Annotated in this window: 17 protein-coding genes; 10 read left to right on the plus strand and 7 right to left on the minus strand. The window is 70.4% G+C overall.

What is annotated here, in order from left to right:
- Positions 1-23: 23 nt before the first annotated feature.
- The 4 genes from G6048_RS15455 to G6048_RS15470 all read left to right on the plus strand — a co-directional run bounded on the left by G6048_RS15455 (position 24) and on the right by G6048_RS15470 (position 5,905).
- Entirely contained in the window at positions 24-1,631 is a 1,608-nt protein-coding gene (locus tag G6048_RS15455) for a dynamin family protein (RefSeq protein WP_165340102.1), read from the plus strand.
- Positions 1,632-1,741: 110 nt separating this feature from the next.
- A complete protein-coding gene (locus tag G6048_RS15460; RefSeq protein ID WP_235989881.1) occupies positions 1,742-3,613 on the plus strand; it encodes a YfjP family GTPase in 1,872 nt (623 codons plus the stop codon).
- A 156-nt stretch (positions 3,614-3,769) separates the two neighbouring features.
- A complete protein-coding gene (locus G6048_RS15465; protein ID WP_165340103.1) occupies positions 3,770-4,240 on the plus strand; it encodes a single-stranded DNA-binding protein in 471 nt (156 codons plus the stop codon).
- Between the two features lie 255 nt (positions 4,241-4,495).
- The gene (locus tag G6048_RS15470) at positions 4,496-5,905 is read left to right on the plus strand and encodes a Cys-Gln thioester bond-forming surface protein (protein WP_328826046.1); all 1,410 of its coding nucleotides are present in this window, start codon (positions 4,496-4,498) and stop codon (positions 5,903-5,905) included.
- Positions 5,906-5,994: 89 nt separating this feature from the next.
- Here G6048_RS15470 and G6048_RS15475 read toward each other — a convergent pair whose 3' ends face one another.
- The 3 genes from G6048_RS15475 to G6048_RS15485 all read right to left on the minus strand — a co-directional run bounded on the left by G6048_RS15475 (position 5,995) and on the right by G6048_RS15485 (position 7,769).
- Positions 5,995-6,573, minus strand: coding sequence for an AMIN-like domain-containing (lipo)protein (locus tag G6048_RS15475; protein ID WP_165340105.1), 579 nt, complete (start codon positions 6,571-6,573; stop codon positions 5,995-5,997).
- A 152-nt stretch (positions 6,574-6,725) separates the two neighbouring features.
- Positions 6,726-7,085 carry a S1C family serine protease gene (locus G6048_RS51375; RefSeq protein WP_206341629.1) on the minus strand — a complete coding sequence of 120 codons (360 nt, stop codon included), beginning with the start codon at positions 7,083-7,085 and terminating at the stop codon, positions 6,726-6,728.
- 279 nt (positions 7,086-7,364) lie between these two features.
- A complete protein-coding gene (locus tag G6048_RS15485; RefSeq protein WP_165340106.1) occupies positions 7,365-7,769 on the minus strand; it encodes a VOC family protein in 405 nt (134 codons plus the stop codon).
- A gap of 200 nt (positions 7,770-7,969) precedes the next feature.
- On the opposite strand from G6048_RS15485, the gene G6048_RS15490 reads away from it, so the two are divergent.
- From G6048_RS15490 to G6048_RS15505, 4 genes are all read left to right on the plus strand, one after another.
- Positions 7,970-8,107 (plus strand): hypothetical protein, encoded by a 138-nt coding sequence (locus tag G6048_RS15490; protein ID WP_165340079.1) that lies wholly within the window; start codon positions 7,970-7,972, stop codon positions 8,105-8,107.
- A gap of 128 nt (positions 8,108-8,235) precedes the next feature.
- Entirely contained in the window at positions 8,236-9,414 is a 1,179-nt protein-coding gene (locus G6048_RS15495; protein ID WP_165340107.1) for an ABC transporter ATP-binding protein, read from the plus strand.
- Positions 9,411-10,154: an ABC transporter permease gene (locus tag G6048_RS15500; RefSeq protein ID WP_165340108.1), complete on the plus strand. Its 744-nt coding sequence runs from the start codon at positions 9,411-9,413 to the stop codon at positions 10,152-10,154. Before G6048_RS15495 ends, G6048_RS15500 begins: the two co-directional genes overlap by 4 nt.
- Positions 10,151-10,825: an ABC transporter permease gene (locus G6048_RS15505; protein WP_165340109.1), complete on the plus strand. Its 675-nt coding sequence runs from the start codon at positions 10,151-10,153 to the stop codon at positions 10,823-10,825. The genes G6048_RS15500 and G6048_RS15505 overlap by 4 nt, the downstream gene beginning before the upstream one ends.
- A 38-nt stretch (positions 10,826-10,863) precedes the next feature.
- Here the strand turns inward: G6048_RS15505 and G6048_RS15510 are convergent, their stop codons facing one another.
- The 4 genes from G6048_RS15510 to G6048_RS51380 form a co-directional block, all read right to left on the minus strand.
- A complete protein-coding gene (locus G6048_RS15510; protein ID WP_165340110.1) occupies positions 10,864-11,478 on the minus strand; it encodes a GTP-binding protein in 615 nt (204 codons plus the stop codon).
- Positions 11,429-11,860: a DUF742 domain-containing protein gene (locus tag G6048_RS15515; protein WP_165340111.1), complete on the minus strand. Its 432-nt coding sequence runs from the start codon at positions 11,858-11,860 to the stop codon at positions 11,429-11,431. The genes G6048_RS15510 and G6048_RS15515 overlap by 50 nt, the downstream gene beginning before the upstream one ends.
- Positions 11,861-11,921: 61 nt before the next feature.
- Complete coding sequence (locus tag G6048_RS15520; protein WP_165340125.1) at positions 11,922-12,398, minus strand: roadblock/LC7 domain-containing protein; 477 nt, start codon at positions 12,396-12,398, stop codon at positions 11,922-11,924.
- A gap of 7 nt (positions 12,399-12,405) precedes the next feature.
- Positions 12,406-15,222 (minus strand): ATP-binding protein, encoded by a 2,817-nt coding sequence (locus tag G6048_RS51380; protein ID WP_328826052.1) that lies wholly within the window; start codon positions 15,220-15,222, stop codon positions 12,406-12,408.
- 354 nt (positions 15,223-15,576) lie between these two features.
- Between G6048_RS51380 and G6048_RS15530 the strand changes: the two genes are divergently transcribed.
- Positions 15,577-16,539: an ABC transporter substrate-binding protein gene (locus G6048_RS15530; RefSeq protein WP_165340112.1), complete on the plus strand. Its 963-nt coding sequence runs from the start codon at positions 15,577-15,579 to the stop codon at positions 16,537-16,539.
- Between the two features lie 92 nt (positions 16,540-16,631).
- On the plus strand, positions 16,632-17,774 hold a 1,143-nt coding region (locus tag G6048_RS15535; protein WP_165340113.1), incomplete at its 3' end, for a serine/threonine-protein kinase.

Below are 17,774 nucleotides of genomic sequence, written 5' to 3' on the forward strand. Positions count from 1 at the left end.
CCAAAATTGGGCATTCTTCGCATGTGGTGACCTTGGACGTACGGCCTCAGCTGCTCGACGCACTCTCCGCCCTGCGCGACCGTGTCGCCGCCGCACGCTTCCCGCTGCCCTTGGCGGGGGCCCCACGCGCGCGTGCCAATCGCGACGAACTTCTCGCACAACTCGACGACTACTTGGTGCCCCGCTTGAGGGAACCCGAAGCGCCATTGCTCGCCGTAGTGGGGGGATCCACCGGAGCCGGAAAGTCGACACTCGTCAACTCCCTTGTGGGCCGTCGTGTCAGCGAGGCGGGAGTGCTGCGGCCCACGACCCGCACTCCGGTGCTGGTATGCCACCCGGAGGACCATCACTGGTTCAGCGGTATGCGCGTACTGCCCGACCTCACGCGCGTATGGAGGGCGCAACCTGACCCCAGGGGCGACGTGTTGCAGCCGGCTGGGCCACGCGCGCGCGTGCTGCGTATCGAAACCGCCGACACCCTCCCGCGCGGGCTCGCCCTCCTCGACGCGCCCGACGTCGACTCCCTGGTGGCCGACAACCGCGTCCTCGCCGCCGAGCTGATCTGCGCCGCCGATGTATGGATCATGGTCACCACGGCCGCACGGTACGCCGATGCCGTGCCCTGGCATCTGCTGCGTACCGCCAAGGAACATGACGCCGCCCTCGTCACCGTCCTCGACCGCGTCCCGCACCAGGTGGTCTCCGAGGTGTCGCGGCAGTACGGCGCCCTGCTCACCAAGGCGGGACTCGGCGACGTGCCCCGCTTCACCGTGCCCGAGCTGCCAGAGTCCGCGTGGGGCGGCGGGCTGCTTCCGGCTACCGCCGTGGCGCCGCTGCGGACCTGGCTCATCCATCAGGTGCAGGATCCCGGCGCCCGGCATCAGGTGATGGCGCGTACGGCGTACGGAGTGCTCGACTCGCTGAAGGCGCGGATGCCCGAACTGGCCAGTGCCTCGGCCGCGCAGCATGCCGCCGCGCTGCGGCTCACCGCGGACGTCGACGGGGCGTACAACAGCGAGCACGCGCGCGTGCGGGGTCGTCTGCAGGCCGGAGCGGTGCTCGCCGGGGACGCGTTGAAGCGGTGGCGTGCCTATCCGCTGGACTGCACCGCCGGCGAACTGCTCGACGCGCTCGTGGAGAGCCTGGCCGCCCTGCTGCTGTGCGCCGTTGCCGCCGCAGACGAGCGCATCGACGAGGCCTGGCGCCGCGAACCCGCCGCGAGAGCCCCCGGACTGATGAACCGGGATCCGGGCCCGGAAGACGCCGAGCACCGGATCGGGCTGGCCGTACGGCGGTGGCGTCGGGTCGTCGAGGAATACGCCGAGGACGAGGTACGTCACCTCGACAAGAGCATCGCGCCCGATGCCGAGGTGGTGGCCGCGCTGGTCGCCACCTCGCTTCTGGGTGGTCGCCGGGCGCGGTCCGCGGGCGAGAGCCTCGCCGAGCTGATCGGCGCGCACGGCGCTCTGCGGCTGCGCGACCGGGCCGGGCGACTGCTCACCGACTACCTCGACAAGACGCTGCACGCCGAACGAGAGCGGCGGCTCGCCCCGCTCGACGCCCTCGACGTACGCCCGGAACCCCAGGCCGAACTCATCGCCGCGCTGTCCGTACTGCAGAAGGAGAGGTGACCACGGTGACCGCCGCCACGGATCACAGGGATCACTCCGACCACACCGGAGACGACGAGGGACACGGGGGCGAGGGACAAGGGGACGAGGGGCCTGGGGATGGAGGACACATGGACGGTGGGCACGCGCGCGTGGACGACGCCGAGGAAAGCGCCCTCTTGGAGGCCGTGAATTCCATGGAGTCCGCGAATTCCACGGACGCAGACACAGAGACAGCCGCAGACCCAGGACCAGGCCCAGGCGCAGACACCGACACCGGCGCAGACTCCGAAGGCTTCTGGGACGACGGGCTGATCGCGCGGCGCGTGTCCGCGACAGACGAGGCGCAGGGGCACGGACAGGTCGTACGGGAGCCGGTCGGGGAGCCCTGGACGCCGCCTGTGGCTCCTCTCGCGTACGACAGGACGCTACGGTCCCGTCTCGACGCACTGCGTGAACTGGTCGGCCTGTCCCGGACCCGGCTCGACAGCAAGACGCTCGCCGAGGCGGGGCGGGTCCTCGACGCGGCAGCGGCACGGCGCAGGCTCTCCGGGCAGCACACCGTCGTCGCGATCGCCGGAGCCACCGGCAGCGGCAAGTCCCAGCTCTTCAACGCGCTCGCCGGAGTGGCCATTTCGGAGACCGGCGTACGCAGGCCCACCACCGCCGCGCCCATCACGTGCAGTTGGAGCGACGGCGCCGCGACGCTCATCGACCGGCTCGGCATCCCGGGGCGGCTGCGGCGGCGCCCGTTGCAGAGCCCCGAGGCCGAGGCGCAGCTGCGCGGGCTCGTCCTCGTCGACCTGCCCGACCACGACTCCGCGGCCGTCCAGCACCGCGAGCAGGTAGACCGCATCCTGGGGCTCGTCGACGCGGTCATCTGGGTCGTCGACCCGGAGAAGTACGCCGACGCCGTGCTGCACGAGCGCTATCTGCGGCCCATGGCGGGCCACGCGGAGGTCACCTTCGTAGTGCTCAATCAGATCGACCGACTCCCCGGGGAGGCCGCCGATCTGGTCCTGGACGACCTCAGGCGACTGCTCGACGAGGACGGGATCGCGCTCGGTGAATACGGCGAACCGGGCGCGAACGTGCTCGCGGTGTCCGCCCTCACCGGCAAGGGCATCGGTGAACTCCGCGAGGCGCTCGGCCACTTCGTGGCGGAGCGGGGCGCCGCGGCCCGCCGGATCTCCGCCGACCTGGACTCGGCGGCGGCTCGGCTGTGGCCCGTCTACGCGAACGGGCAGTGGGCCGGGCTCAGCGAGGAGGCGCGCGACGAGTTCGCCGACCGGCTCGCGGACGCGGTGGGCGCCACGGCCGCCGGAGAGGCCGCCGAGCGCGCCTGGCGCCGCCATGCCAACCGCGCCTGCGGTACGCCCTGGCTCCGGTTGTGGCGCTGGTACCAGGACCTGCGTGAACCGCCGACCGGGCGCCAGGCCGTACGGACGTACGCCGAGGAGGAGGCCACGGCGCGCCAGCGGGTGGAGCAGGCGGTGCGTACGGTGGCCGAGCAGGCGTCCGGCGGACTGCCGGGGCCCTGGGCGCAGGCGGTGCGCGAGGCGGCCGTACGAGGGTCGCAGGGGCTGCCCGAGGCGCTGGACGAGCTGGCGGCAGGGGCCGGCAGTCCGGCCGACCGACCGCCGCGGCCCGGCTGGTGGCCGCTGGCCGTGCTGGCGCAGGCCTCCATGACCATCCTTCAAGTCATCGGAGGGCTCTGGCTGTTGGGCCAGATCATCGGATTCATGTCACCGAATCTCGGGGTGCCGGTGCTGCTGATGGCGATCGGCATCGTCGGCGGGCCGGGCATCGAGTGGGCCTGCAAACTGGCGGTACGCGGGCCGGCGCGACGGTACGGGGACGAGGCGGAACGGCGTTTGCGGGAGGCGGCCGCGGCGTGCGGCCGGGCGCGGGTGCTGGATCCGATGGCGGCGGAGCTGCTGCGATATCGGGAGGTACGGGAGCAGTACGTGCGGGTCACGGGGGTCGGAACCCCGATCGGGTGACGGAGTTGTCCACAACCGGGCGGTAGCCCACAGCGCTCAGCGGGCTCGGGCCGGCGGAGGCAGTCTGGGACCGCGGCGATCACAGCGCGATCGCCGCGACAGACGCAGCCGTGCGGGACGGGCCCGCAGGCGTGTGGACACGGGAGGGATTCGACCATGAACGAGATGACGGTGTGTGCGGTGGGGAACGTCGCTACGCAGCCGGTGTACCGGGAGACGGCGGCGGGGGCGTCGGCGAGGTTCCGGCTGGCGGTGACACAGCGGTACTGGGACCGCGAGAAGAACGCGTGGACGGACGGGCACACCAATTTCTTCACGGTATGGGCCAAGCGGTCGCTCGCGACCAATGTGCAGGCGTCCGTGACACTGGGCGATCCGGTGGTCGTCCAGGGCAGGTTGAAGGTCCGCACCGATCAACGCGACGGCAAGACATGGACGTACGCCGACATCGAGGCGACCGCGGTCGGCCACGATCTGTCGCGCGGCACCGCGGCGTTCCGGCGGGCGAACAAGGGGGAGTTGGCATCGGCCGCGCCGCCCCGGCCGGAGCCGAGCTGGGAAACGGAGCCGGGAGGTCAGCCAACCGTGGCTGCTCAACAGCAGGCGGAGCCAGCATTGGTGACGTGACGTCAGGCACGTCGGTCGAAGTGCGGCTTATCGGCGAATGTGTCCCAGGCGGTCCCCCGTGGATTTATCGACACTTCCAACTCGGATGCGATCTTGGCGATAACAATTCCGAGTCGGATCGGTTATCCGATGGGATGCCTGGGGAACGTGGTGCGCCTCGTACCTAGGATGCCGGGCATAGCTCTCGGGGCTTCTGATTCTGCTGGTGGGACCGTAACCCCCCACGTCAACGGGTCCTGCTCGAAGGGGAATTCTGTGCTTTCTTCGTTCTCTGCGTTGTCCCTACGCGGGCGAGGTGCTGCCCGCCTCGCGGCGGCGACGCTGGTGTCCGGGCTCGTCGTGGTGAGCGCGGTGGCCACGGCGGGTACGGCCGTCGCTGCCGCCGACGAGACCCCGCAGAGCCGGGGCGGCGCGACCGCCACCATCGGCGGTCTGAAGACGTCCGGGCTTGCCGTCATCCACGACAACGGCGAGGACAGGCAGGTGCCCGCGGGGCTGTTCGAGATGTCCGTCGACAACGGCGGCACTCTGCAGACCTACTGCGTCGACATGGACCACCCGACGCAGATGTCCGCCAAGTACCAGGAGACGCCCTGGAGCGGTACGTCGCTGAGCGGCAACCCGGACGCGGGCAAGATCCGTTGGATCCTGCAGAACTCCTACCCGCAGGTGAACGACCTCTCGGCGCTGGCCGAGCGGGCCGGCGCCAGTGGTCTCACCGAAGAGGACGCGGCGGTCGGGACGCAGGTGGCGATATGGCGGTACTCGGACGGTGCCGACGTGGACGCGGTGAACCCGAAGGCGGAAAAGCTCGCCGACTACCTGCACAAGAGCGCGCGGAACGTCGCGGAGCCAGAAGCCTCACTGACCCTGGGACCGCCCGCGGTCTCCGGGCGTGCCGGTGAGCTGCTCGGTCCCGTCACGGTCCACACCAACGCGGACAGCGTGCGGGTGACGCCGCCCGCCGACGCGACGAGCGGCGTGAAGGTCGTCGACAAGGACGGCCGGGCCGTCACCTCCGCGACCCACGGCAGTCAGCTGTTCTTCGACGTGCCCGAGGGTGCCGCGGACGGCTCGGCCGCGCTGACGGTGCAGGGCTCGACAACGGTGCCGGTCGGCCGGGCCTTCGTCTCCGAGAGCAGAAGCCAGACGCAGATCCTCGCGGGCTCCAGCGAGTCGACGGTCTCCGCGACGGCGACCGCGAACTGGGCCGAGAAGGGCGCGATACCCGCGCTGTCGGCCGAGAAGAACTGCGCGAAGGGAGCCGTGGACATCACGGCGGCCAACGCGGGGGACGAGCCGTTCACCTTCGAGCTGATGGGGGCCCAGCACACCATAGAGGCGGGCGTGTCGCAGACCGTGACGATTCCGCTGCAGGAGGACCAGGCGTACGACTTCACGATCAGAGGGCCGAACGGCTACGAGAAGCGGTTCAAGGGCGTCCTCGACTGCCAGACGCAGAGCAGCGGCGCGGGCGGTGAGACCACGCAGACGCTGAGCGAACCGAGCCCGGCCACAGTCGGCGGCACCTCCACCGGCGGCACCGACCTCGCCGAGACCGGCGGCTCCAGCGCCACCCCGGTGATGATCGAGATCGCGATCGCCCTGCTCGTGATCGGCGGCACCGCGCTGCTCCTCGTCCACAAGAAGAAGCCTCAGGGCTGAGAGGCGAGTGACTGAATGCCTCCCAGTGCCTCGGGGCTGAGCGATGCATGACCGCACCTTGACAACTGCACAGTGAGGGACCGTGTGCGTCAGCGGCACCGGTTGGGGTGGCTGATGTCGAGGACGAAGCGCTCCGGGGAGTGCAGCTTGAAGGCCTTGTACGTGGGCTTGGTGTGGAACGCGGCTCCGAACGAGACCGTGCCCTCGAAGTCGCCGGTCAGGGCGAGGCCCTTGAGCTTGGGCAGGTGGATCTTCAGCAGCCTTGGCCCCTGGTAGACCGACCGGCCCGCCTCGTTGTGCGCGGCGGCGGGGGAGAGCTTGATCTCCAGGAAGTGCTTGCCGGTGAGCGGGACCTTCGCTCCGGTTCCGTCGTAGCGCAGCTCCCTGACCGGCTTAACGGTGACCGGGGGCATGGTGCCCCGGACGTCGATGACGATCCGGTCGTACGAACAGTGCCCGCCCCAGCGGGCGTTGACGACGAGTGCGGTTGCGGGGGTCTGCCGGGACGCCTCGGCGTGTGCGGAAGCGGAGGCAGGGGCGGAGGCCGAGCCAGAGCCAGCGACAGAGGCTGAGGCTGAGGCTGAGGCTGAGGCGGGAATCGTGGTGCCGACTGCGGCGGTGAGAAGGATGCCTGCGGCGAGGGCCGCGCGCGATGGATGGTGTTGCATGACGCCCCCGATTTCTCCTGGTGAGGGGCAGCGATTTCATTATGTGTGACATCCGGACGGGCCGTACGGTTGCATTGCTTGTGGTGTGATTCGCCGGATTTTCCGAGCCTGGGATTTCCGGGCCTGGGTTTCCGGACGTAGCACCGGACGGGTCAGTCGTCCGAGGCCAGCTCCGCCGGTACGGCGATGACGTCCACGAGGGCGTCGCCGCGCAGCGCGGTCAGTGCGAGTGGCCGTCCGATGGCGTCCTCGAGCATCAGCCGCTGGAGGGCCTGTGCGCTGGTGACCGGCTCGTCGTGAGCGGTGAGCAGCAGGTCGCCGGCGCGCAGCCCGGCGCGGGCGGCGGGCGAGGCGGGTACGACCTCGACGATGCGCAGGCCGGTGCGCTGGTCCAGCCGTGCCCGGAGTGGTGGCGGCAGCGGTGCGGGCGTACCGGCGAGGCCGAGGTAGGCGCGGCGGACCCGGCCGTCGGCGAGCAGGGCGGCGACGATCCGCCGGCTGGTGTCGTTCACCGGGATCGCGAGGCCGAGGCCGATTTCGGCTGTAGCGCCGGTGCGCGACGTTCAGGGCCGCCATCTTCGGAGTGAGCTCGGCGGCGACCGAGACGACGACCTGGGAGTAAGCCGCGCAAGGTTGTAATCATGTAATTCGAAACCTTGGGCAAGCCGAAAGGGTCGACTCGTGGCCGAGACAGTCTCCGAGCCCGACCGCTCCCGCGGGGAGCAGGCCGCGCTCGACACGTTGTGGCCGGTGATATGGCGAAGGACGAGGGCCTGAGGCCGCCCCACCGGCTAATCGTCGAGTTCGGTGAAGAGGGTCAGCTGGAGGGCGGCCGGGGCCTCGAGCCGGGAGTTCAGGGAGTTCCAGGGGGTGCGGGTCGGCTCGGCGAGCACCCGGGCTCCGGCAGCGGCCAGCTGCGACGTGGTGGTGGCGGAGTCGTCGACCTGGAAGGCGACCCGGATGTGGCCGGCGACCCGCTGTCCGACCTCGACTTCGTCGATGAAGGCGGCGTGGTTCGGATCCGTCAGCTCCAGCGTGGCCCGGCCGGCGTCGAGGATGGTGACCCGTCCGCCGGGGGAGGAGAACGCGCCGCGCTCGGTCAGTCCGAGGACGTCGCGATAGAAGTGCAGCGCCGCGTCGTAGTCGGCTGCCGTGACCACCAGGCGGAGTTCGCGTACGGCGGGTTCGTCGGGCATATCGGCTCCTCGCAGATCTCGAACGTGACCAGGGACGCCCCCAGCCTGCCGCTCCGGGAGGGGGCCCGGCGCCCCGGCGGTACAACCCTCCTGTGTCCATCCGGATTCCAACTCCCTTCCATGGTCAGTCGCTTGCGTCGTCCGCAGACTCGCGAGGCGGGCGCGGCGGCGGCTCCGTCCTCGCCCTGTGGCGTGCCCTCGTGGCCGCACGCGAACTCAGCACCGCCAGCGGCAAGCCCCTCACCGCGTTCACCACCGCCAGCGCGGACCAGCAGGACGCCCCGTACGACAGCGCCGCCCGAAACCGAACGGTAACCGTGGTGATCACACCCGTGTAGCAGAGTGGTACGAACGGGCCCCGGACCGATCACAGGCAGCCACCGACTGGCTAGACTTCGGGCCTCGTGCCCTCGGGCACGTGATCGCGCCACGTACGGGCCATGCCGTTCCCGAAGGGTTTCGACGCTTGATAGCCATCGAAGAGGTCAGCAAGCGGTACGCCGACGGCACGGTGGCCGTCGATCGCCTGTCCCTTGAGATTCCGAATCACTCCATCACCGTGCTGGTCGGGCCTTCGGGGTGCGGCAAGACCACCACGCTGCGCATGATCAACCGCATGATCGAGCCCAGCAGCGGCACGATCCGGGTGAACGGTGAGGACGTCCAGCGTCAGCCGGTCAACGCCCTGCGCCGTTCCATGGGTTACGTCATCCAGAACGCCGGGCTCTTCCAGCACCGCACCATCATCGACAACATCGCCACGGTGCCCCGGCTGCTGGGCTGGTCCAAGCAGCGCGCCCGCGCCCGCGCGGCCGAGCTCATGGAACGCGTCGGCCTCGACAAAGACATGGCCCGCCGCTACCCGTACCAGCTCTCCGGCGGCCAGCAGCAGCGGGTCGGCGTGGCCCGTGCGCTGGCCGCGGACCCGCCGATCCTGCTGATGGACGAGCCGTTCTCGGCGGTCGACCCGGTCGTCCGCCGGGGGTTGCAGGAGGAGTTGCTGCGTATTCAGGGCGAGCTCGGCAAGGCGATCGTGTTCGTCACGCACGACATGGACGAGGCCATCACGATCGGCGACCGGATCGCCGTACTGCGCAAGGGCGGCCGGCTCGCCCAGTTCGCGGCGCCGGACGAGCTGTTGTCGTCGCCCGCCGACGAGTTCGTGGAGGAGTTCTTGGGCGGCGACCGGGGCATCCGCGGACTGTCGTTCCTGTCCACGGGCGACCTCGAGCTCGACCGCTCCCGGGTCTTCCCGATCGACGCCGACCGGCAGCGGATCGCCCAGGCGACGAGCGCTCAACCCGCCGATGCCCAGCCGGTTCTCGTCACCGACATCGACGGCAAGCCCATCGGCTGGACCGACCCCGCGGCCTGGAACGGCGACGCCGGGACCCTGACGCCGTACGGGCAGAGCTTCGAGATCGGCCGGGACTCCCTGCGGATCGCCCTGGACCGGGCGGTCCTCTCGACCACCGGTCACGCGGTCGCCGTGGACGGTTCGGGACGCGTGCTGGGCATCGCCGGTCAGGAGACCATCTCCGCCGCGATCCGCGCCGCCCGCCGGCAGCACGCCGCCGGCTCCGCTGCCTCCGGGCAGGGCAAGGACTCCCCGCAGGACCCGCCCCCGGTGAAGGCCACCCGATGAACGGCTTCTTCGACATCCCGAGCGACCTCCAGAGCAGCTATCTCGGCCTGATCTCCACGCACTTGCAGGAGGCCCTGATCCCGGTGCTCGTCGGGTTCCTGCTGTCGCTGCCGATCGGTCTGCTGTGCGTCCGGGTCCGCTGGCTCTACCCGCCGGTGCTGTGGACCACCACGGTGATCTACGCGATCCCTTCGCTGGCCTTCTTCGTGGTGCTCATCGACTACACCGGGCTGAGCAAGCTCACGGTGATGATCCCGCTGTGCCTGTACAGCCTGGTCGTCCTCGTCCCGTCGGTCGTCGACGGCATCCGGTCGGTTCCCGAGGAGACGAACGCCGCCGCCTCGGCGATGGGCATCGGGCTCGTACGCCGCTATGTCCAGGTCCAACTGCCCATCGCCGTACCCGCGATCATCGCCGGACTGAGGGTGGCCGCCGCCTCCAGCATCAGCCTGGTCAGCGTCGGCGCGCTGATCGGCAACCAGGGCGCCCTGGGCAATCTGCTGACCACGGCACTGCTCTACCAGCGCCCCGTCCTGGCCCTGAACTCGGTGGTCACCACCGCCGTACTCGCCGTGCTGGTCGACGCCCTGCTCGTCCTCGCGCGTCGGCTGCTCACCCCCTGGATGCCGCCCTCCGACAGCAAGGCCAGGCGCACGGCCCTGCGCACCGCCGCGGGCCCCACGGCGCCGGACACGTCCACAACGGCGGGCGCCGCCCGCGCACCGGAGCGCGTCTCGTGAACGTACTGAACTTCATCGAAGCCTTCTTCAGCGACAGCGCCCAGTGGAAGGGCTACGACGGCATCCCGCAGCGCGTGTGGGAGCACATCCAGTACTCCGCCGCCGCGCTCGCGATCGCCGCGGCGATCGGCCTGCCGATCGGTCTGATCACCGGGCACACCGGGCGCGGCGGCAACGCGATGGCGTTCGTGGCGGCGTCGGCCCGTGCCCTGCCGACGTTCGGGCTGCTGGTGCTGATGTTCGTGTGGCTCGGGCTGAGCGTGCTGCCCGTGATGATCCCGCTGGTGGTGCTGGCGATCCCGCCGATCCTCATCACCACCTATGAGGCGGTGCGCACCGTGGACCCCTCGCCCGTCGACGCCGCCCGCGGTATGGGCATGTCACAGTCGCAGATCCTGTTCCAGGTCGAGGTGCCGGCCGCGCTGCCGCTGATCTTCAGCGGGCTGCGTTCGGCGGCGATCCAGATCGTCTCCACGGCGACGATCGCGGCGTACGTCTCTCTGGGCGGCGTCGGCCGCTACATCGTGGACGGCCTCTACCAGCGCGACTACGAGAAGGTCGTCGGCGGCGCCACCCTCACCGCGGCCCTCGCCCTGCTCGTCCTCGTGCTGTTCTGGGCCGCGGGCCGGACGGCGGTGTCCCCGGGGGTCCGTAGGCGCGGCACGGCCTGACACCCGAGCCTGGCACCCGAGCCCGGGTCACCGCCCGGTCACCGCTGTTCGGCGGTGGCCAGGGCGTGTTCCAGGACCACGAGCAGCGCGTCCCGGACCGAGCCGCGTTCGCGGGCGTCGAACACGGTGAGCGGGACGTGGTCGGCGACGTCGAGGGCCCACCGTACGTCGTTCAGGTCGTGCTCGACCTTGCCGTCGAAGGCGTTGACGGCGACCGCGAAGGGGATCTGGCGGTGCTCGAAGTAGTCGACGGCCGCGTAGCAGTCGTCGAGGCGGCGGGTGTCGACGATGACGAGGCCGCCCAGCGCGCCGTCCACCAGGTCGTCCCACATGAAGCCGAACCGCTGCTGGCCGGGCGTCCCGAACAGATAGAGCTTCAGCGTCGGATCGAGCGTGACGCAGCCGAAGTCCATGGCGACGGTGGTCGTCATCTTCTCCGGGGTGTGCGAGAGGTCGTCGACGCCGGCCGCGACCGAGGTGATGGACGCCTCGGTGGTCAGCGGCTCGATCTCGGAGATGGCGCCGACCGTGGTCGTCTTGCCCACGCCGAAGCCGCCCGCGATGACCATCTTCACCGGCAGCGGCGGCCGGGTCCCCTGGTTCTCACCGTTCACGGACCCGGCCCCGGGAGTCGGGGATGTCTCGAAGACCATCGATAACCCTTCGCAATACAGAGGTGTCGCGGGCGGAACCGTCCTGCGGTACGTACAAGGCCAGTTGGCCGTCCGCGCGCAGATCGTCGGCGAGCACCCGGATCACATTGAGATGCATCCGCAGTTTCGCCGCGATCTCCGCCAGTGACTGCGGCTGGCGGCAGATCATGATGATGTCGCGGTGCTGGTCGAAGGCGAAGGCGTCCAGCGTGGCCAGACCCACGTCGGTCGCGATCACCTGTGTCTCGATCGGAATCGGCGGTACGAGGCTGTCGCCGCCGGCGATCCGCCCCGCCGTCAGCAGGAACGGCCGGACAAGAGGCGCGGGAGGCTCCGCTCCCCACGCGGAGTCGTCGGCGGCTGGTGGCTCACCGGCCGTCATCACGTTCCCCCTTCACCTTCACGGGCGCCATGGTCGGGCACGCCCCCGGTCTCGGCCGCCGTCACCCGGCCGGCGCGATCCCCACGGTGTTCTTCAGCTCCATGACCAGCTGCGGGCTCAGCGCGGCACCGGCGCGATTGGCGAAGAGGGTCATCTCGTACGCGATGTTGCCGAGCTTCGCCTCCTTGGACGCGACCACGCCGAGTACCGCGCCCGCGCCGAGCGCCGACACCAGGACGTGGCCTTCCTCGAGGTCGATGATGACCTTGTTGAGGCTGCCGAGTCCGTAGTTGCCCGACGCCCCCATGGCGAGGCTGGTGATACCGGAGACGATCGCCGCGAGCCGTTCGGAGTCCGCCTGGCCGCGCAGTTGGGACACCGCGATCAGCAGCCCGTCGGAGGAGACACCGATCACGTCGACAACCCCGGCGGTCTCGGTGGCGAAGCGGTTCAGCAGCCAGTTGAAGTCGGCAGCGGCGGCCTTCACATCCGTCACCGGCTCGACGGCCCCGGATTGCGGTCCACCTGTCCACATCATCACTTGCTCAAGCCTTCCGGGAATGGGGATCTGTAGGTCTCGGGTCGGTAGGTCTGTACGCGGAGTCCGGCCGGGTCTCGGCGGCGGCCTCGCGCTGGGCCCGCTGGACTGCGGCCTCGAACTCGTCGATCTCGGTCCGCGCCGCCTCCGGGTCTACGGGCTGCCAGGCGGACGGCCGCTGAGTCGTCGGCGCCCGCTTGGGCTGGCGGCTGGAGGCGGTGGTGGCGCCGAGGGTCGCACCACGCACCCGGCGCCGCAGGGGGCCGGGAGCGTCGGGCCGCGGCGGGGCCGTACCGGAGGATCCGGTGCTGCCGCCCCCGCGAGTGCCGCTGCCACTGTCGCCGACGCCGCTACCGCCGCGCCCGGTCGCCTCGTGGGCGCCGACTCCCGTACCGGATACCGGCCTTGGCGAGAGGCCGCCTCGCCTGGGCAGCGGGGGAGTGCCGGGTCCGTACGGTGTGTGGCCCATGGCTTCCGGGCGCCCGCGCATGCTCTCCGCCGTGGCTCCTTGCTGCCCGCGCATGCTTTCCGCCCGGGCTTCCGGACGTCCGCGCATGCTCTCTGCCGTAGCTTCCTGGCGCCCGCGCAAGCCATCCGCCGTGACTTCCTGGCGCCCCCGCACGCTCTCCGCCGTGGCCTCCAGGCGACGCGCATGCCCGGCGGACCGGGGCTCGGCCGGCGACTGGGGCTGTGGCGCCTCCTGCTCCGCCCGCGTACGAGCGGGGATCCGGCGGGGCAGCGACGAGCGCCCGGGCGCCGCCTCCACCATCGCGGGACGCGGTTCGGACGGGCCCGAGCGGCGGGCCGGCGGCAGGATCTGCGCGGGCCGGGCCGCGGGCGCCGTCGGGTCTGTGGTCAGCAGATGTTCCGCGGGGACCGCGACGGTGGCGGTGACACCGCCACCCGGCGTGCGGGAGAGGACGACCTCGATGCCCCAGCGCCGGGACAGACCGCCGACCACGAACAGGCCGAGGACCTCCGTCGGCGCCAGGTCGAGCCGTTCGCGGCGGATCAGCCGGGCGTTCTCCTCGTCCAGCCGCTCGGCGCTCATCCCGAGCCCGTGGTCGATGATCTCGACCACGGCGCCGCCGGAGCCGAACCGGGGCCGCAGGACCACCTCGACGCTGGTGTGCGCCGGGGAGAACGTCACCGCGTTCTCCAGCAGTTCGGCGAGCATCAGCGTCAGATCGCCGACGATGTCGGGGGCGACGGTGACATCGCCCTCGGCGTGCGGAGCGACGCGCTGATAGCCCTCGATCTGCCCGAGCGCGGCCCGGACGATGTTGCTGAGCCGCATGGGCCCGCTGCTCAGGCCCGTCTCACGGATTCCGGCGAGCAGCATCAGGCTGTCGGCGTTGCGCTGGAGACGTACGGCGATGTGGTCGATGCGGTAGAGCCGGTCCAGTACCTGCGGGTCGGTCTCGCCGCGCTCCACCGAGTCGATCAGCGCGAGTTGACGCGCGGTCAGGTTGCTGACGCGGCGGCCGACGTTGCCGAACATCTCGGCGATGTTGCGACGGCTGACGACCTGGCGCTCCAGCAGGGCGGTCGCGGTGACCTGAACCTGGTTGAAAGCTTCGGCGAGTTCACCGATCTCGTCGCGTACGGGCACGGGAACGGCTTCCAGGCGCGGCGGGCTCGCGTCATCGGCGTCGTCGTCCGCGACCCGCGCCAACTCGGTCTCGGCCGCGGCGGCCACGTGCTGGGCCGCACCGGTGAGGCTCTGTACGACCCGTACGACGGAGCGGCGGACCAGTACGGAGAACAGCAGCCAGGCCCCGAAGGCGAGCAGCGTGGCGGCGACCAGCCAGGCCACCTGCCACCAGGCGGCGTTCGACGCGGACTGGGTGTCGTCGGCGATCTGGCCGATCAGAGACTGGGTGATCTTCAGCCGGTTCTGTGCCTGCCGCTCGTAGGTGGGCTCGGCCTGCAGCGCCTCGCCGAGGGCCCTGCGCAGCTGGGTCGCGTTCTCGGCGACCAGCGCGCCGGGGTCGACCTGGAGCGAGACGTAGTGCTGGGCGATGACGCTCTGGTACGGGCTCTGCTCGATCCCGGCCAGTTCGGCGCCCTGCTTCTGGCTGGCGTACCCGGTGAACCGCTCGGCCTGGTAGGTGTACTGCTCGAGGTCGCCGACGGCGGCGGTGAACTGGATGAGTGCGTTCGGGTCCCGGGTCCGGGCGGCGAACACGCTGGTCTCGAAGGAGGCGTGGGCGGTGTCGGCCCGCAGCAGCGCGTCGAGCAGGTTGCCCGCGGACGAGGAGGACTCGGCGCCCTCACCGAGTTCGAGTCCGCTGATCAGGCCCTCGATCACCGATCCGTACGCGGGGTCGATGTTGTCGGCGGGGATGGGCCCCTTCTCCACGGTCTGCCGGAGACTGTCCAGGCCCTCCAGTTCCTGCAGCGCCTGGGCCTCGCCCTCCGGCAGCCGGTCCCCGTAGGTCTCCCGGACCGTCTCTATCTGGGAGTTCACCTTCTGCTGCGCCTGGAGATACGCGGAGGTGTCGGGCGCGCCTTCCTCGGGACCCGCGGCCTCATAGCGCAGGGAGATGAGCAGAGCCTGCCGGTGCTCGGTCTGCACGCTGTCGATCAGCCGGGTCACCTGCGCGCTGTCGCGCACGAGTTCGGCGGTGGAGGCGGCGGAACGGGCCTGGTCGACCTGGGCGTAGACCACGTAGGCGAGGATCGCCGAGACGACCGTAAGCGGAACGATCACCAGAACGTTCAGTTTGCGCCGGAAGGGCCAGCGGTCGAGGAGGGGCGGCGTCGGGCCGGTGCGGGGAGCCGCGGGGAAGTCATCCCGGGCAACCTTTCTGTGCGCGGGCACCGAACCTCCTTGCTTCTTGCGTCACATGGGAAACCCGCTGTCCGAAACTGATGGGTTGCAGGGTCGCGACAGCACGCTTCGACCGACAAGTGGAATTGGGTGGAACAGGACCCCCGACGCGGCCAACACTAGCGGCTGGCGCAAGAGTACGGCCATGATCAACCAAAAACTGGCACCAAGATATGCCCACTTCGCTCGTATATCGGCCCCGTTGTGCATACGCGACGAAGCCGCCCGGTGTCCTTCGGTGATCTATTCGTGCCTTGACGGCCCGTGACCGGCATCGCTTGGATCGTCGCGACGCCGCAACCACGGCCGCACTGCCACCACCGCCCACGCCCCCGGCAAGTCTGGATGACGAACGTGACCATCGCACGAAGCACCAGAAAATCCGCAACGTACGCCGTTTCCCTGCTGGTTGTGGCCACGGCCGCGCTGGCGGGCTGCGGTTCCTCCGACGACTCCTCCGGCAGCTCCGACCCCTTGCAGGAGGACGAAGCCAAGGGCGGGACCGTCGTGGTCGGTTCCAACAACTTCCCCGAGAGCATCCTGCTCGCCGACATATACGGCGAAGCCCTCAAGTCCAAGGGCGTCAAGGTCAGTTACAAACTGAACATCGGCAGCCGCGAAACGACCTACGGTCTGATCAAGAACGGCACGATCACGGTATTGCCCGAGTACAACGGGGCGCTGCTGTCCTACCTGAACAAGGACACGCAACCGACGTCGTCTGAGGAGGCCAACAAGGCCATCGGGTCCGAACTCGATTCCAAGCTCACGCTGTTGGAGTCTTCGGAGGCCCAGGACAAGGACGCCGTCGCGGTCAACGAGGCCACGGCCAAGAAGTACAAGCTGACGGAGAAGTCGACGCTCGCCGACCTCGCCGAACTGGCGCCTGAGCTGGTCATCGGTGGTTCGCCCGAGTTCCAGACCCGGCACCACGGGCTGCCGGGCCTGAAGGAGGACTACGGGCTCGAATTCAAGTCCTTCAAGGCGCTGGACGCGGGCGGCCCGCTGACGGCGGCGGCGCTCAAGGGCAACAACATCCAGGCCGGGAACATCTTCACAACCGACCCCGGTATCGAAAAGAACAAATTCCTCATCCTTCAGGACCCGAAGAACCTCTTCGGCTTCCAGAACGTAACTCCGTTGGCATACAAGAGCGATCTCCCGGCAGAGGGCGTTTCCGCGCTCAACGCCGTATCGGAGAAGCTCGACACGGAAACCCTGATCAGTCTCAACGGCCAGGTGCAGAACGACAAAAAGGACCCGCTGGAGGTGGCCAAAACCTGGCTGTCCTCCAACGGACTGACCTGACGGCTGCGGGGGCCGGGTGGGCGAGCCTCCGCCCACCCGGCCGCCCCTTCCCGCCCGGCGAACCCTCCCGTCACTCCTCTAACCTGTCGCACATGAACGCACCGGGGGACGTGATCGACGGCCGGTTCGAGCTGATTGAGCGGCTCGGCAGTGGCGGGATGGGCACGGTGTGGCGGGCGCGCGACAGCGTCCTGCACCGGGAGGTCGCCCTCAAGGCCGTACGGGCGGACGCGGCGGCGTCGGATGCCATGCGGGAGCGGGTGCTGCGGGAGGCGCGGGCCCTCGCCCGGCTCAGCCATCCGAACGTGGTGACCATCCACCACATCGTGGACCAGGACCCGCACCCCTGGCTCGTGATGGAGCTGGTGAGCGGCATCTCGCTCCAAGAGCGCCTCGACAACGGCCCGTTGCTCCCCGTCGAGGCCGCCCGCATCGGCCGTCAGGTACTCGCCGCCCTCCGGGCCGCGGACGCGGCCGGCATCCAGCACCGCGACGTCAAGCCCGCCAACATCCTCCTGCGCCCCGACGGCACCGCCGTCCTCACCGACTTCGGCATCGCGGCCCTCCAGGGCTCGACCTCCCTGACGGCCACCGGCGAACTCATCGGCTCCCCCGAGTACATCGCCCCCGAGCGGATCCGCGGCAACGACGACCTCCCGGCGTCCGACCTCTGGTCCCTGGGCCTCGTCCTGTACGTCTGCGCCGAGGGCGTCAGTCCGCTGCGCCGCGGCACCACGCTCGCCACCCTCGCCGCGGTGCTCGACGACCCCGTACCGCCGCCGGTGCGCTCCGGCCCCCTCGCACCCGTACTCCAGGCCCTGCTCGTACGGGACCCGGCGGCCCGCCCCGCCCCGGCACACCTCGACGCGATGCTCGCGCAGGTGGAGCACGGCGCGGCCCCGCACTGGGCGCAGCCCACGCTGACGACGACGGGACCGCCGGCCCCGGACCCGGTGCCGCACCCGCTCACCCAGGTCGACACCCCGCGGCCGACGCCGCCGCACCCCCAGTACCACCAGGCGCCCGGCCGCACCCGCACCCGCAGCCGTACGTCGATCGTCATCGCGGTCATCGCGGTCGCCCTCGCGGTCACCGCCGCCACCGCCTTCGCCCTCATGCTCGGCGACAAGACCGACAAGGAGGCCCGCGGCGGTACGTCCCCCACACCGGTGACGCAGCCGACGCGCCAGACCCCCGAGCCGAACCGGCAGACGACCCCCGCACCGACCCCGACC

The organism is Streptomyces ureilyticus, from assembly GCF_011045025.1.
Taxonomy (GTDB): Bacteria; Actinomycetota; Actinomycetes; order Streptomycetales; family Streptomycetaceae; genus Streptomyces; species Streptomyces ureilyticus.